At 37.7% G+C, this 16,711-nt stretch carries 10 protein-coding genes; 1 reads left to right on the forward strand and 9 read right to left on the reverse strand.

Annotated features, from left to right (window positions below):
• Positions 1-53 precede the first annotated feature (53 nt).
• The 7 genes from KW850_RS05985 to KW850_RS06015 all read right to left on the reverse strand — a co-directional run bounded on the left by KW850_RS05985 (position 54) and on the right by KW850_RS06015 (position 13,036).
• Complete coding sequence (locus KW850_RS05985) at positions 54-3,338, reverse strand: InlB B-repeat-containing protein (protein WP_218346668.1); 3,285 nt, start codon at positions 3,336-3,338, stop codon at positions 54-56.
• A 546-nt stretch (positions 3,339-3,884) separates the two neighbouring features.
• On the reverse strand, positions 3,885-5,066 hold the full coding sequence (locus KW850_RS05990) for an Nmad3 family putative nucleotide modification protein (protein ID WP_218346669.1): 1,182 nt from the start codon (positions 5,064-5,066) through the stop codon (positions 3,885-3,887).
• Between the two features lie 531 nt (positions 5,067-5,597).
• Positions 5,598-7,088, reverse strand: a complete 1,491-nt coding sequence (locus KW850_RS05995; RefSeq protein WP_218346670.1) for a DUF2357 domain-containing protein — start codon at positions 7,086-7,088, stop codon at positions 5,598-5,600.
• Entirely contained in the window at positions 7,063-9,315 is a 2,253-nt protein-coding gene (locus tag KW850_RS06000) for an McrB family protein (protein WP_218346671.1), read from the reverse strand. Before KW850_RS06000 ends, KW850_RS05995 begins: the two co-directional genes overlap by 26 nt.
• A gap of 420 nt (positions 9,316-9,735) precedes the next feature.
• Complete coding sequence (locus KW850_RS06005) at positions 9,736-11,103, reverse strand: dipeptidase (RefSeq protein ID WP_218346672.1); 1,368 nt, start codon at positions 11,101-11,103, stop codon at positions 9,736-9,738.
• Between the two features lie 424 nt (positions 11,104-11,527).
• Positions 11,528-12,400 (reverse strand): YitT family protein, encoded by an 873-nt coding sequence (locus KW850_RS06010; RefSeq protein WP_218346673.1) that lies wholly within the window; start codon positions 12,398-12,400, stop codon positions 11,528-11,530.
• 69 nt (positions 12,401-12,469) lie between these two features.
• The gene (locus KW850_RS06015) at positions 12,470-13,036 is read right to left on the reverse strand and encodes a tyrosine-type recombinase/integrase (RefSeq protein ID WP_218346674.1); all 567 of its coding nucleotides are present in this window, start codon (positions 13,034-13,036) and stop codon (positions 12,470-12,472) included.
• 376 nt (positions 13,037-13,412) lie between these two features.
• Here KW850_RS06015 and KW850_RS06020 point away from each other — a divergent pair, with 376 nt between their 5' ends.
• Positions 13,413-13,871, forward strand: coding sequence for a hypothetical protein (locus tag KW850_RS06020; protein WP_218346675.1), 459 nt, complete (start codon positions 13,413-13,415; stop codon positions 13,869-13,871).
• Between the two features lie 106 nt (positions 13,872-13,977).
• Here KW850_RS06020 and KW850_RS06025 read toward each other — a convergent pair whose 3' ends face one another.
• Both KW850_RS06025 and purT read right to left on the reverse strand, forming a co-directional pair.
• Positions 13,978-15,249, reverse strand: a complete 1,272-nt coding sequence (locus KW850_RS06025) for an L-lactate MFS transporter (protein ID WP_218346676.1) — start codon at positions 15,247-15,249, stop codon at positions 13,978-13,980.
• A 54-nt stretch (positions 15,250-15,303) separates the two neighbouring features.
• Positions 15,304-16,470 (reverse strand): phosphoribosylglycinamide formyltransferase 2, encoded by a 1,167-nt coding sequence (gene purT / locus KW850_RS06030; RefSeq protein WP_218346677.1) that lies wholly within the window; start codon positions 16,468-16,470, stop codon positions 15,304-15,306.
• Positions 16,471-16,711: the final 241 nt, after the last annotated feature.

Genomic DNA, 16,711 nt, shown 5'->3' on the forward strand with positions numbered 1-16,711 from the left:
CTTTATGGGGTCACTTCAAAATCTAAGGTGGTTTTTGTTTTGTTATTTAGGGTTTATAGTCTGACATAAGCAACTGAAGTAAACGAACTATACACTTTCTTTCCGCTTACCACTCGGTATGCACGTACTTTGTAGTAGTATGTTTTTCTTCGAAGTAGACCTGTGTTAGTGTAACTCACAGTTGTTCCGCTTGTGATTGTTTTCAGACGAGTATATGTTCCTTTAGAACTCGTTGAGCGATAGATTTCATATCCATGCGCATAAGACACCTTGCTCCAAGTGAGTTTACTAGATGTCGAGCTTTTTTTAGATACCGTTAGTTTGTACGGTTTGGCAAGAGTGGGGCGTACACTAACGATGTTTGAATAAGAACTATACACTTTTTTTCCACTCACCATACGGAAAGCACGTACTTTATAGTAGTACGTTTTTCCCGTTAGTAGGTTCGAATTAATTAAGCTATTACTCGACGTAGAAGCAACAAGCGAATATGTGCCTGTTGATGAAGTCGACCGTACTACTTCATAACTCGTTGCACCGCTCACTTTTCCCCATTCAATTTTGGCACTTATTGCACTCGGTGCAGAAGCTTTGATAGTGCTGATTCGACTTAGTAATGTAGTAGCGCTCACTGGAGTTGAAGGAGCACTGATCGTTTTTCGTCCATTTCGGTAACTCACAGAACGAACACTATAATACTGTTGTTTACCAGTTGGAACGTTTAAAACGGTAAAGGAATTCCGATCACTTGCAACCGAACCAACTAATGTAAAGGTTCCGCTTTGAGAATCAGCGCGGTAGATTTCATATATTTCTGCTTCAGTTGAAGGTTGCCACGATACCGTCACTTTATCATAGGAAATCGGGGTCGCTTTCACCGATGCGATCTTCGTTAAAACGGTTGTTGCAGAGATAGCAGCGGTTGGTTCACTGAATAATACTCGGCTTTCTACCCATTTTACACTTTGGATTTTAAAACGATATGTTTTTCCGATTTCTAACCACTGGATGGTATATTGATTCTGTCCGTTATGCACTTCAAGTATATTCCCCCACTCACCCGGTGAGAATTCTTGTTGGATAATGTAAGAAGAAGCATCTGGAACTTTTGTCCACTCAAGTGTAATCGTATCATAGCCTGCTGCTTTTACTTTTACAGAAGTTGGTTTGTCTGGGTTTTTTGCAAATTTCGCAAAAACCAAACGGTCTTCTGTTAACGGAACGCTTGGGTCATAAAAAGTTGTAAAACTTGGATCACTGCACCAGTACAAAAATGTATACCCAGATTTTACTGGCTCGTTTGGAAGAGGAACAACCGAATTTCGCTGATAAGTCAAGGTTTCTAACACATTTGTTCCATCCATGTAGGTAACCGTATGGTCATTTTTTAGGTACTGTGCGACGACTGTCAGGTTTTGTTTCACGCTTGTTGTGTCCATACTCCACCCAGTAAATGTATAACCGGTTCGAGTTGGCGGATCTGGTGGTGTTGCTTTATCTCCATCTAAAACTTTCTCCGTTTTCAGTACACGACCATCATAATCAGTAAACGTTACCTCAAATACATCTTTTACTGTGACCCAAAACGATGTACTGAACCCTTTATATGTGACAACGACTGATTGCCCCCCTGTCATGCCAGCATCAAAGTCGCTGATCATTTCAAGTGTGATTGGTACGGTTGATTCGTTCCCAAACGTAGTTCGAACAGACAGCACTGCATTTGTCAGGTCAAGCTTTTCGTTCAGTGCATACACATTTTTTGATGGCAATGAAGCCATCGAAACATTTAAAATCGTTTCAATTGGCGGAATCGGTAGAGTTGCTAGTCTAGGAAACTTGAAACTTGCATCTTTATCCATTGTCCATATTGATGAAAAATCAAATCCGGTGTAGGTTGATAATTCTTTCATCTCTGCGTATGTTTTTAAAACAGGCGAAGAGGAAGTCATCTTCCATTCATTAGAAAGATAAGTAAAATAACTATCGGTAATGGGACCATTAAACGATCCTGCGATATTCCCAAGGGTTGATGAAATTCGGGATGTGACACCGATGTTATACGTACGAGCAATACTGCCATCGGTTCCGTAACCAACGATCCCGCCAGAATCGTAGCTCCCTGAAATGGCGCCAAGGTTAAAACTATCTTCAATCGTGCCGTTTGAACTTCGTGCGATAATCCCACCAGCATACTGTCCATTGATTCGTCCAGTATTATATGTTTGACTAATAATCGAACTTGATACCCTAGATGCAATGCCACCTGCTGCATAACGCATAGTAACATCTGCTGTGTTAAATGAGGAGAGAATGGTAGAATTGCTTCCTAGTGAGCCAACGATTCCACCTCCATCGCTGTAGCTTTCTGAACTAACAACGAGACCGTTATTTTCGGTTTTTGAGATTACAAGATTGTTGCCACTACCAAGAATTCCACCAATTGTGGAATTACTTTTCCCAGCAATCTCTCCTTGATTTTTCGAGTTTTCAATTGAGCCTGTAGAAGCATAGCCCGCTATTCCACCACCAGTTGATTTCGGTGAAATTTTACCAGTATTTAGGGCATCGCGTATCAAAGTATTTCCATAAATGTACCCAACCACACCACCTAGATAGTCACTTTCACTGTCAATCAAATTTGCTTCGTTGGTGACGTTTGAAAGGGTCGCTCGATACGCTCGGCCAATAATGCCACCTACTGCAGTTTTAGCACGAACCGTTGCCGTGTTTCGACTGTTACTAACACTAGAGGACCCATTATATGAAGCATCTAGGTAACCGGCATGCCCGCCGGCATACGCCGTAAACTTTGAGTTTGCGGATATGTTGCCGGAAACTACATTATCTACGAGGTTCACATTGTATCCATAACCAAGAATGGCACCTGCATATGCAAAAGAAGTATTTGAAACCAATGAGGAGTTCTGAACGTTAACGGTCGCATTGTTCATTGTTAGATGTTGGATCGTTGCATTTTTCGCATAGCCAATAAATCCTGCATAGATTGGTTGATCGGAAGAGATTTGAACAGATAGCTTATTTATTCCATAACCATTTCCATCGAATTTACCTGTAAAAGGAGTCCCCTCTGACCCAATAGGTGTCCAATTTTCGATCTCACTTACATCAATATCATTCATGAGTATGTAGTTTGCACTAAAATTGTTTCTGATGCTATCTAACTCGCTTGCCGTATATATTCCAATGTATCCATTTGGCACGGTCGTTTGATGAGTGGTTTCCGCCGCTACCATATGAGATTGATAGGGAACTTGTGGGATGAGACAAAACACAAGTCCAGCAATGAGGAGATAAGAAAACCATTTCCGAACCATTTTCTTCATCCTTTCTGTTTTATTTGCATATTCCTTATCATAAAGGAAAAGACGAGGTGTTGAATAGATTTTTTTTACTCATGCTGTTTGTCAGTTTTTTACATTTAAAAAGTCGTTCCATTCCTTCATCTACCCTCATCAAGTTGTGAACGAAATCCTTAGTGTTCCCACGTCAGATGTACGTTTCTGCTATGGAAAAAATAGATGTCCGTAACTAATTTTTATCTACTCTTAAAACTGCATAAGTTGGTCTGACAGCTTATAAAAATGCCACACTAGTTGAACTTTTTGCTCCGTGGTAAAAAAGCTGTACCGGAAACCAAGTTTAATTTCCTAAAAAATGAAAAAGCGTCCCTGCAAATAGGAACGCTTACACGAGCATTCTCTCATTTCTACGGTAAACAATTCATACCGGTGGTCCGGGACTAACCAATCCAGTAATAACCTTTCCCTCATAAAATACCCTGCTATTGCTGGAAAACTTTGGATTCCCTTCCTCATGTCCTGAAACGAAATCACATCATTACCTATCATTATTCATATTTTTCATCGATTAATAGTTTTAAAGGATAAATAATGTTCAATCGTCTTCACATATGTTTTCCAATCCTTATACTGTCCTTTGATTTTTGTTTCTAACGTAGAGTCAATCTGTGGTTCTTCATTATAAATACCAAGCCGGCGCATGTTTTCTAGTCGATTAATATATTGGTTTACTGATATAGCCTTTATCTTCTTTTCTCCCTTTTTGAGTATGTGTTTTTGTGTTAGATATTCTTGAAAGTCAAACTTTTCAATACTTGTATTTGCTATAGGAGTTTCATGATGGTAGATATTATTTTGATTTATCAAGAATAGCTCCCTTAACCAATCTTCTCCTTTGTCTGTCAGTTGTGTAACGAACTCTTGCCCAATCCCTGTTTTCACTGTACAAAATCCGTCCTTTGTGTTTTGCCATGTCTTTTGGTGGACCTGGGTAAGATTTTCATAAAAAAAGTTTGGCAGTTTCCAGGTAGCTTTATTAGATTCTTTATTATTTGAGAGCAATAGATGATCATTTAGTGTGGTAAAATAACCGTAACCTGGGATATTTAAATCCTCAAATAACCATTGGTCGGGTAAAAAAATATAGTTTTTCTGGTTTCTCTTAAAAGCGGCTTCTGTGGTGTGAGGATGATGATGTAGGTTGTATTGTTCAAGGTTCTCTTTACATTCGTGATAAGTTTCTATTCTCTTCTTTACTTTTAACCATCCATAAATATAATGGCCCGATATTTTTCTATTTGATGTTGACTGAAAACCACCAAAAAATAAAAAGATAGATCCTTCCTTCACGTTGTGATTCTCTAAATGAGGGGCAGCATTAAATTGGCCGAACCCCATACCGATTTTACATTTATCATTTTCTACAATCCAAGGAGGTATGCCCAGCATTGGATCAAAATGCGCAAATAATTCATCATTGTTAATGGAAGCGTACTCATTTTTCCGTAATTTTACACGGTCCGTTCCTTTCATACTTTTATAGACTTCACTTAGGTTAGAACCTCTAAGACCACCAATATATTCGTCTTTTACAGATATATCTGTATATCGAATTTGATTTGAATAACTATTTACCTTTTCTGGTATTGGAAACCAAATGTATTTGCCTGAATTGTGATCATATGGAGACAAACATCCTCCGCTGCCGGAATCAAACCCTTTTCTACTCATGACTAATTTCATATTAATTCCCCGCCTTTGAATTATTTTTTATATTCAAGGGTACTAGTTTTATAATAAAACAAACATAATCTTGATTTTTCTAATTCATTATTTTTACCACTTTAATAACTCTATTTATGATTTATTTTATTTAATCTTTAGTGCAGTAACCAAAAATTTAGGAATTTTACCCTAAGTATATATTACCATAAAATTCACTCTTTTTTCTGTTATTTAACTTGTTCACGCATTTTCAGTCGCTGAACTTTTGAAACTCCCTATCAAATCAACTTTATCTTCTCCATCAATTCTTATTCATGAAGTATATTAAACTTCAAATGAGAAACATAAGGAAACAACTACGTCAAGGGAATATTATCTTTTGTTCAGGGGATCTTTCTTTTCAACTTAACAATTTTTTTATTTAAATATTTGAAATATGTAGAGTGAAAGTGCAAACTCGGTTAATTTATTTACATGCAAATAGAAAAGAAGTCTGTCCCACACAGTGGGACAGGCACTATGTAATAAAATTTAAATCACACTAAGTTATTAGCTAAATAATTGTTCAATCCATTTCTGGAATTTTTCTAAATTTTCACCGGGTGAAAAACAATACGCTCCCATTTTATACCTCTTATGAAATCCATTGTCATAAAAATTCTTATCACTTGTCAAATAACATTCAGTAGGAGTCAAAATATAAACTTCCTTAACAACAGTTGAATCATTTTCTTTTACTAAAATTCCATCCCGGTATTTATGCATCTCCCCTAAAGCCATTGGCAGATTAGCAGGAATTCGATATTTCGGATCCATCACATACATATGATCTTGATACTCTATGACGATATCAGGGATCATTCTCTGGGTGTACGAGTAGTATGGATGTGTATTAGATTGAATAATTTTTTGGTAAATCAGTTTTGCACCGTTTTTGAGTCTAACTATACTTTCTTTGTTCTCAGCTAATCGTAAAAAATAATACTCATCCTTTTTTGTGAATAGCTCTGCTGTATCCTCTAGCAACCCTAATTCCCGTAAGGTCCTAATAATCTGCATGAAGCACCACATTTCATACAACAAATAAGTATCTTTTAAGCCAAGTTTTTGTTGTAAATCAAAGGAAATGGTTTTAAATTGATAAAGTGAATGAAACCATTGATACCAAAGGCGGTATACGGGGTGCTTGCGAAATACTTGAGTGATTTTTACTGTCCCTGAATGAGATTTAATCTGTTGAAGAAATTCGCTCTTTTTCCAAAGACTTATCCAGTCCAGAAATTGATCCGCCTTCTTTTGAATATCGATATCATGTCCAGTTCTGTATGCTTTCAAAAAAGATTCAAGTTCCTTTAGTTGGAAAAGGATAACTCGATTTTCGTACACATCAAAGGTTTCTTCCATTTTTGTTGATTGGATGTGACTTGGTAGCTTAGTCGGTGTTGCTCCAAAGGCTTCCCCATAGCGCTCCATCCATGCAATGTTTCTGGGAGTGACAGACTTCACCCGTTCGCGTTTCATTAATACTTCTTCTTTTTGCAAATTTCTTAATGGATGGGCTTCGATCTTTTGAAATGTATATCTTAATTTGTAAATCTCTGATTCTATATACATCCATTGCAGCATTGAGTATTCTCTTGTGAATCCGTTCGCTGCTATATTCGATTCTAGTCCTGAGTGTTGAAAACAAATACTTGTTTCCTTAAGTAAATCCGCTAATAGTATTTTAAATTGTTGGTCGGTTAGTTTGCGATGGTCGGTATAAATATAGTTCTCAATAACATCTTCTCCTTCTTGAGAAGTAGTCATAAATGAGACAATACCACTTTGAAAGGGAGTTTCAAACACTCCCTCCCAGCCTTCGTGTGTTTGGGTCATAGGTAATGAAAAATGCTGCATTCTAAATTGGAATGCCTGCCTTGACCGAGATCTCCATCTGTAACTTCTTGCTTCCTCTAAATATACCTTATTTAAAGGCACCCAGTTCTTTTGATAATCGTCCCAAACAGTAATCTTAATGCCAGAATTGAGTGGAGCCATATCGCTCTAATTCCTCTCTCATGCGTTCAACATGTTTGAAAGATTGGGAGTTCTCGCCAAATTGATGAAAGCATAGGTTTGATAAAGCATCCAACAATTCTTTAATTCTTTCATCACCTCTAATTTTGGGGATTACTTTCTCAGACACAACACGATCAAGAGCATACGACGGTTCCATTCTTATCTGTTCTGGTAACATACTATTCTTATAAAGTTTCCGAATCATTTCATTCATTGTTCGATACCCAAAGTGTAAGTCGTATCCAGCAAGTATTCGATGTATGGTTAATAATACGTCCCATTCCAGCTGAACCGTTTTCTTGAATTTCTCATCTAACCGATCCCAGAAATTTGTAAAATCAACATCTGACAATGTCATAACAAACGAACGATCCAAAACTTTATCTGAAATACTGTGAGTCGTTTCATCAACATTGATTGTGCCAATCACATAGAAGTTATGTGGAATTTCGATTGTTTTTGGAACATCTTTAAGATCATCGATAGTATGTAACTGTATCGGTTTTCTTGATTCAACTGCACTTAAATAATCACTTAAATAATACTCCACACGTGCTAAGTTCATTTCGTCCAGGACGATGAAATGTGGCTTGTCCTTTTCTTCATTAGCCTGTAGCAACATATCTAAAAACTCAGTTTTCATATACCGTTTTTCAAATGAACTGTAGTAACCAAATAGTGAAGTAGCATCCATCCAGTCAGGTCGTACCGGAATGATTTTTAAATAGGGGTTATCCTCGCTATAATCTAGCCCGTATACGGCATTGGCGAAAACACGACATAGCTGAGTTTTTCCTATTCCGGAGATGCCACTTAATATAACAAAATGCTTATCATCAAGACTTGTAAGGTTTAAATAAAAATCTCTTATGATATCAAGAGAGAATGTGAATCCACTTTGTTCGACTAGGTCCATGATGATTGTGAAATCAAAGGAGCTTGAGTAGGCTTCAGCTCCATCTTCGCTTCCAGGATCTTCATCAGTAAGTACTAGAGGTTGAGCGCCCTTTGGAAAGGTTAAGTCGCCTCTAACATCTGCAAATATAGCCGCTGCAGTAATGAGTCGTTCTTTTATTACTGAAATGGGTTCCGTAAAAAACTCATTATTTCCAATATAAGTTCCTACATAATAAGCATTTGACTCATTTAATGTGAAGTTATGATTTTTTAATTCTTCTACAGTTTTTTCTTGATATATTTGGTTTTCATTATTTTCATTATATTTTCCACGGTGATAATAGGCTTTCTTAATAAACCAATCATAGTTTTCCTGAGTAGCTAGCTTACGAATTCGGTGGTAAATGTATCCACGGTTATTAATAATGATTCCTAATGATTCATGTGGATCCCTAGTGAAATAGGCGATGTGCCCGTCTGTTATTAACTGATCTTGGTCATAAATATAAACCATTTGCTTATATTCATTCGTTTTTACTTTCTTCACTTCTTCATCGATTTTTACTTCATAAGTTTTTGAAAAAAGATTGGCTTCAATAGGAGTTACATCATCTTGGAATTTCTTCATTAACAAGAGTCCTTGGCTATGTTCAGCTGCTTCTTTTTCCAATACGCTGCGGACAGGAGTTAATTTTTGATACGTATCCCAAAGCTGATCAATAATAACCTGTTCCTCCACCAATCCCTCTAAAGGAAGAACTTTTCCAAAATAAAACGTAGGCTTGCGTTTATTTTTTATGTACTTCCAAACAGTATCGATAAACTCACTTTGCTCTATTACGGTCTTTTTCTCTTCGATTGTGAAAATTTGTATATCAGTGTGTAATTCTTCTATCATTCTCTCAAGTTCATGTACCTGTGTTCTCTTTGTTAAAACCCAAAAAGGATAGAAATCTGAACTCATAAACAATCTGATTTCACGTGAATCTAGATGAAACTCCAGTCTTATGATAAACAACGGACTGTCATATAATTTTTCATCTATTAATTCAACAAACCCCTTGTTACCGTAGTGCCGTTTTTTTTCTGCATATTTAGGATTCTTTGAATCTGCAATGGTTGTTTTAAGCGTTTGTTCATATGTATGTATTTTTAACTGAAGTAAATACGAATCACGCTCACTGTAATTGGCAATAAACGAGTTCATAATTCTTCTCGTTAATGGTTGTACCTCATCAAGGATTCTCTGATTTCTTTGTGTGGTATCTTCTATTTTCATAATATCGACTAGCTGATTTGCTTGGATCATTGCTGTCACTTCCTTAACTTTAGTGAAAATAGTCCTTATTACTATCTTAATACATTATCAGCTATTTTTTAACATTTTAACTTATATTTCCTATTACTATCTAGAAGAATAATGATATAGGCTGCTCGATTTCAAGACTGCTACAAGTGTCCTTACGATGATCCAAGAGGGACTCGCCCATGGGATGCACCTTTTATTTATTCTTGTTTTTTATCGGGTTTGCAAACCTATCGCAACTTTCCTCCTTCCTTCTCACAAGAAGGTAATGGAGCAGCAAAATGTTCAACAATAAACGGAAAGCCGCCATGTCTAGGCGGCTTTCTTTCTATTATTGTAGTAACAGCTCAACTAAGGTTTAATATAAATGCCTGGTCACCATCCTAATTTTGTAGCCTTTTAGGTAGTGACAGCGGCACTATATTATTTCTTAAGAAGTTCTAAAAAGGAACAAATGGTTAAGATCCCTTTATCAAAGTTTTCTAAGTTAAAATGTTCGTTTGGAGCATGAAGATTTTCATCTGGCAAACCGAATCCCATTAAGACAACAGGCGCATGTAGTGATTGATTGAAATCCGATACAATCGGAATCGATCCACCTTCTCTTTTGTAAACAGGCGATTTCCCATAAACGGTTTCATACGCTTCGGCTGCCTTTTGAATCATCGGACTGTCTATTGGGGTTAAAAATGGATTCCCCGTATCTTGAAGAGACACTTTTACGGTACAGCCTTTTGGCGCATGTTCTTCTAGATGCTTTTTGATCAATTCCTGAATTTTTTCAGGGTTTTGATTGTGGACGAGACGGCAAGTGATTTTGGCATGTGCCTCGTTTGGGATGACCGTTTTTGTCCCTTCCCCCTGAAATCCTCCCCATAATCCGTTTATTTCTAATGTTGGCCGTGAACTGATTCTCTCAGGGTATGGGAAATTGTTTTCCCCTCCTGTTAAATCTGTTAAACCTAATGATTTTTTTAGCTTTTCTTCATCAAAACCCAATGCTTTTATTTGTTCTTTTTCAAATTCTGTTAATTCCACGACATCATCATAAAAATGGTCCACATTTACTTTTCCGTTTGCATCATGAAGAGTGGAAAGCAGCTGGACCAATAAATGGTTGGCGTTTTGAACTCCCCCGCCGAACATGCCCGAGTGCAAATCCGAATTTGCGGTTTTTAGGGAAAATTCCAGTGCACCAAGACCTCTTAAAGAATAGGTGATGGCAGGGACGCCTCTGTCCCACATATCAGAATCGGAAATAACGACCACATCACAGGATAATTTTTCTTTATTCTCGGATAAGTATGGCGGAAGATGAGGACTTCCGATTTCTTCTTCTCCTTCGATGCAAAATTTAACGTTTACTGGTAATTTACCTTCTAATTTCAAGAGTGTTTCCACTGCTTTGATATGTAAGAACGTCTGCCCTTTGTCGTCGGTTGCCCCTCTGGCAAAGATCTTTTCATCACGGATCGTTGGTTCAAACGGAGGCGTTTCCCATAAATGCACGGGGTCAACGGGTTGTACGTCATAATGGCCGTACACTAAGACGGTTGGGGCGTTTTCCTGATGAAGCCAGTCCGCATAGATAATCGGATGACCTTTTGTCTGAACGATTTCCACATGTTCCAATCCAATGCTTTCTAATTTATTGGCAATCCATGAAGCTGCTTGTTGGATGTCCTCTTTATGCTCCGATAAGGAACTGATGCTTGGAATCCGGAGCAATTCTTTTAATTCCTCGACATTGTTAGTATGATTTTTGGATACGAATTCGGATAATTCACTCATGTTATCACCTTTTCTTGTTTATTTTCTTTTATAATTGCTATAAAAGGACATTCTCTTGAATTCAAGAAGGGCCGAGCATTTTTTCACTCAATGACTGCTCTCCTATTAAATAATACAGAAAAAAAATGATGGATTCCATTTTACTTTGCAAATTCTATTAAATTTGTTATGAATGAACTATTTATGCATTTTTTTCATCGCTTACCTTAAATATCCTTAAATTTTAAGCATAACCAATTTTCTTACGAATAAATAGTTAAAAAGAAAAGCCGTCAAATAGATGGAAGTTAGTTTTCCTATCTATTTGACGGCTTTTAGTTGATCAAGACGATTGTATTAAACGGTGGTTGTCTATTTGTTTCACATTAAAAACACCTGTAAGAAAGCTCAAAATGGGTGAAACTTACCCCATTCATCATTTCATCTAATGAATGTTATGCTTTCTGAAATTACCGCCCTTCACCTCTGCTACGTCATATACGGTAACAAAGGATTTTGGATCCAGTTCATTGATGATTTCTTTTAATTTTGTTTCTTCTAAGCGGTTAATGACACAGGTGATTTCTTTAAATTTTTCATGGGAAAAGCCGCCATAAGCTTCTTTATACGTTGCACTTCGACCTAAACGATTGCGGATGGTCTCTACCATTATTTCTGGCTGAGTGGTGATAATATTGAAGGTTTTAGAGCCGCTTAAACCTTCTTCCACAATGTGAATCACTTTCGAAGCAATAAAGTAAGCAATGGCCGACAGAATCGCCCCTTGTAAACCAAATACAAAGGCAACGAAAATAAATACAAATATGTTTAAGAAAAGAATGAGATCACTTGTACCAAACGGTAATTTTCGAGATAGGAGGACGGCCAGCATATCAATTCCATCTAATGCACCGCCATTACGCAAGGCTAACCCCATCCCAAATCCAAGGATAATACCGCCAACCACGGTAACTAACAAAGTATCCCCCTCAACAATCGCAGGGGTATGATGCAAGAGACTTGTTCCAACTGCTAGTGAAGCGATCCCGATAATCGAAAATAAGGCGAAACTTTTTCCAATTTGTTTATATCCTAACCAGATAAAGGGAATGTTGATAATAGCAATTAAAACACCTAATGGTATATCAAATAGTTCTGAACCAACGATACTAAGACCCGTCACTCCTCCATCAGATACGTTGTTTGGAATTAGAACCGTTTCTAGTCCATAGGCAGCAATTAATCCCCCGATAATGACCATTAATCCGCGCAGGATTAATTTAAGTTTAATAGGTTTATGTATTTTGTTTGTAGTCATATATACTTCCTCTCTTCCGTTTACTTATCATATTTATCTCTGAACATTCCTCCTAAGGAGTTTATGAACTCATAAATTTACATCGATCTGAGTGGTAATCAATTCTTCTTTTGTTATTCCTAAAAATTTTAGTGTCTCCGATGGTGATGAATGGTTAAAGTGTTTTTGTAAGAGTGCAATCGAGACACCTTGTTTAAACGCATGAAATCCGAAGGTTTTCGCTAATGAATTTGTCCCAATCTTCCCTTCAATGCCTACCTTAACAGCTGCTTCATGGATGATTCGATAGGCCTGTTGTCGTGTAATCGGTTGTTTAAACTTACGAGATTGGAATAAAAAAATTTGTTGTTCGATATTGACCTGATCTAAGTAAGACTTTACCGCTTCTTTCACTTTTTTGTTTAAATATACGGACTTCCTCCTTTCACTCTCCATTTCAGAGTACTGATAAAAATCCTTCATTTCACCATCGCTATTAAAAAGTTCCTTTACCTTAATCAATAACAGTTCAGAGATTTTAAGCCCTGTATTTATTCCAAAAACAAACAATAAATAATCCCTATATGAATGTTCTTTAAGGTAATTTTTCATGATATTTATTTGTTCTAAGTCTCTAAGTGCATCCACTGTTTCCAACGAATCATTACCCCTTCAATGTTACTTAATTAAAGTATAAATTATATTTGAGTAACATTCAAATTTTCCGCCTATGAATTAACAGATTTATTTATCATCGGAAAATGGATGTACAAGTATACTAGTCATAGTCAAAAACGAAAAAAAGGCCTTAGCTCTTGATCTATAGAGCTAAAGCCGCATATGCATTATGCAGTGGGGAATTAAAAAAGGCTGAAAAATTGAAACATCCTATTCACGTTCACTTGATACGTTCTAAAAGGACGTAGAGGCCAACACAAATGAATAAAGAAATCTCAAGTTTCATTATCATACAATCATTTCTTACATTCTCCAATATCATATATTAGTATTTTGAAAAGGTGGTGATTTAACAGTGTCGGATCGAAATGGGAAGAAATCCTCAGCGGCCTATGGATATGTGACTCTGGTAGGTACGGAGCCTATACTAGTAAAACCAAATGAGAATATCCACTTTAACGAACATGGCTCATTAAAAAATATAAGATTTTCCCGGCATGATGGTACTTTAAGAGTTTTAAAATCGGGAGACTATAAGATTGAATATACTTTGCTAATCGATGGTCCTGCTTCAACTTCGGTATATGGTATTTTCTTGAATCATTCTTTGGTTCCTAATCATCTAACCAACTTTGGGATAACAAGGCAAGTGAATAATGCTACGCTAATGCTTGTAGGACAAGCAATTATCCATATTCCCAAAAAGGCCACCATTGAGCTAAAGAATATAGGAGCTGCTACAGACACCCTATTACCTATTTTACAGAACAGAAGTATAAATGCTGCATCCTTATCGATTGTGAAACTTAGTTGAAAAAGATGTCTTGCAAATGAAAAAGAAGGGACCACACCATTTTGGTGTGGTCCCTGGTTTAATGTGCCATGCTTTATGTGATTAACATGGAAAATCGATTGGAACGTTAAAAATTCCCTGCATTTTTGATGATAGGATTTTCGCTCTTCGTCCTTAATTTTCTAATATCTAGACGAATGAGGATTGAAACGGCTAGAGCAATGACAAATATCCCAGAAAAAATGACTAAAGTCCCCTGATAGCTTCCTGTGGTCTCCCTGACCCAGGATACAAAAATTGGTCCCACTAGACCGGCTGCAGCCCATGCAGTTAAAATGTAGCCATGAATGGCCCCAAGCTGCTTTGTTCCGAATAAATCGCCGATAAAGGCAGGTATAGAGGCAAATCCTCCTCCATAACAGGTCATAATCATATAAACAAGGATCGAAAATAGCATTCCAACTGTTATATTTGGCAGCATAAAAAAGGCAATGATCTGAAAAGCAAAAAATAGTGTGTAAACATTTGGCCTTCCGATGTAATCGGAAATGGTCGCCCAAGCAATCCTTCCTGATCCGTTAAATAACCCCATGATTCCAACCATTGCCGCTGCTCCGGCAGCCGACATCCCTGCTAACTCTTGAGCCATTGGAGAGGCAACAGATAGAATTGCGATTCCACAGGTAATATTAATAAAAAGCATCACCCAAAGGGCCCAAAACTGTCTTGTTCTAACTGCCTCATTAGCTGTCAACTGACGAAGGTCCTCTTTCAATTTCATCGTACCAGACTTTTTGGCTACAGCTTCTTGGCCCTTAGGGACCCATCCCTCTTTTGGCGGCGCAAGATACTGTGCAGAACAAAAGATGATAATGAAGTAGGCAGAACCAAGAATATAGAAAGTGTTTGACATGCCATATGTTTCGATTAAATGATTCATAATCGGACTGCTTATCAATGAAGCAAAACCAAATCCCATGATGGCCAGTCCAGTTGCGAGACCTCTCCTGTCAGGGAACCACTTTACCAGCGTGGAAACAGGTGTGATGTAACCAACCCCCAACCCAATTCCTGCAATCATTCCGTAAAATAAATAGAGTAATAGCAATGATTCTAAATGAATGGCTAAACCTGCCCCAGCAATTCCCACTCCAAAAAATAGAGCGCTAAGAGTACCAGCCGCTCTCGGTCCAAACTTCTCGACAAAGTGCCCTAAAAAAGCGGCTGATAAACCTAAAAATAGAATCGCCAAGCTAAACGTAAACGAAATTTGCTTCAATCCCCATCCCATCTGTTCTTGCAGCGGTTTTGTAAAAACACTCCAGGCATAAACTGAACCAATTGAAATATGAATTCCAACGGCTGAAAGAGCAATCAGCCAACGATTTTTTGTTTGCATCCTTCCGTCCCCTTTTTCATGTTGTATTTTCTTGCTGTCGATTTTAAATCGTACTTAGTCGTGAGTAACGATCATTTTGCTAGCTGCTATTGCGGCTCGCTGCCTTGCCTCTTCGACTGATTCTCCGCTGCTTAACACTACTGCCATACGTCGTCCCACTTTTGTTTCCGGTTTTCCAAAAACCCTTACCTGTGTATCTGGGATGGATAAGCTTTCAGAAATTCCAGCTATTCGGTAGGTATTACTTTCCTTTGTTGCTTTAATCGTATGACTTGCACCAGGTTTCAATAGCTGAACAGATGGAATCGGGTAGCCTAAAATTGCTCTTACATGTAAGGCAAATTCGGATAGGTCCTGCGTTACCATTGTCACCATCCCCGTATCATGAGGCCGTGGTGATACTTCACTAAAATAAACACCTTGTGGAGAAAGAAATAATTCAACTCCAAATAGTCCGTACCCGCCAAGAGCATCAGTGATTTTTTTGGCGATATCCTGCGCTTTTGCGATTTGTTCCGTTGACATGTCATGCGGCTGCCAGGATTCAATATAGTCACCATCTTTTTGAACATGTCCGATTGGAGCACAGTAGGTTGTTCCTGAAATGGAACGGACTGTTAGTAGTGTAATTTCCGATTCAAAATGGATAAATTCCTCGACAATCACCCGAGTTTTTTTGCCTCTTCCACCTACAATAGCCTCGTTCCACGACCATTCTACATCCTCGATCGAACGGCAAACGGTTTGCCCTTTACCAGATGAACTCATGATTGGTTTAATCACGCATGGAATCCCGATTTCCTCTACAGCATCCCTTAATTCCTCTAATGTGTTCGCAAAAGCATATTTTGCAGTAGGAACCCCCAGTTCTTCGCTTGCCAAGCGTCGGATTCCTTCCCTATCCATGGTCAAGTTCACGGCTTTAGCAGTCGGTACAATACGGAATCCTTCGTTTTCAAGGTCGATTAAGGTTTCTGTTGCGATTGCCTCAATTTCAGGAACTACCAAATCCGGCTTCTCTTGTTCGATCACTCTGCGAAGTTCTTCTCCATCCAGCATGTCCACCACATAGGACCGATGGGCCACCTGCATTGCCGGAGCGTTTTCATATCTGTCTACAGCTATGGTCTCAATTCCTAACCGCTGAGCCTCGATAATCGTCTCTTTACCAAGCTCACCAGAACCGAGTAACAACACTTTCTTTGTCTGAGTACCAAACATTTCACATAACCCCTTATTGTTTGTCTTTCGCTTATATTAACCCATATTTCCACTTCGTTCAAGTGATAATTTCGCATTAAACACGAACGTTATTTAATATTTTTCTTATTTCATTCGTTTTTTATTTTGAAAACGTTATTATTTTTTAACAGATGTACTTCTAGCGTATGTGAAAAATATTGGTTTGAATTTATGATAAACCCCTTATTCTTGGAACTATAAGGGGTTTATAAAAATCAAC

The sequence above is a fragment of the Bacillus sp. sid0103 genome, from assembly GCF_019219025.1.

What these genes read in the sequence shown, in the direction of transcription:
- KW850_RS05985 (WP_218346668.1), bottom strand. Translation starts at nt 3,338, where the DNA reads ATGGTTCGGAAATGGTTTTCTTATCTCCTCATTGCTGGACTTGTGTTT.
- KW850_RS05990 (WP_218346669.1), bottom strand. Translation starts at nt 5,066, where the DNA reads ATGAAATTAGTCATGAGTAGAAAAGGGTTTGATTCCGGCAGCGGAGGA.
- KW850_RS05995 (WP_218346670.1), bottom strand. Translation starts at nt 7,088, where the DNA reads ATGGCTCCACTCAATTCTGGCATTAAGATTACTGTTTGGGACGATTAT.
- KW850_RS06000 (WP_218346671.1), bottom strand. Translation starts at nt 9,315, where the DNA reads ATGATCCAAGCAAATCAGCTAGTCGATATTATGAAAATAGAAGATACC.
- KW850_RS06005 (WP_218346672.1), bottom strand. Translation starts at nt 11,103, where the DNA reads ATGAGTGAATTATCCGAATTCGTATCCAAAAATCATACTAACAATGTC.
- KW850_RS06010 (WP_218346673.1), bottom strand. Translation starts at nt 12,400, where the DNA reads ATGACTACAAACAAAATACATAAACCTATTAAACTTAAATTAATCCTG.
- KW850_RS06025 (WP_218346676.1), bottom strand. Translation starts at nt 15,249, where the DNA reads ATGCAAACAAAAAATCGTTGGCTGATTGCTCTTTCAGCCGTTGGAATT.
- purT (WP_218346677.1), bottom strand. Translation starts at nt 16,470, where the DNA reads ATGTTTGGTACTCAGACAAAGAAAGTGTTGTTACTCGGTTCTGGTGAG.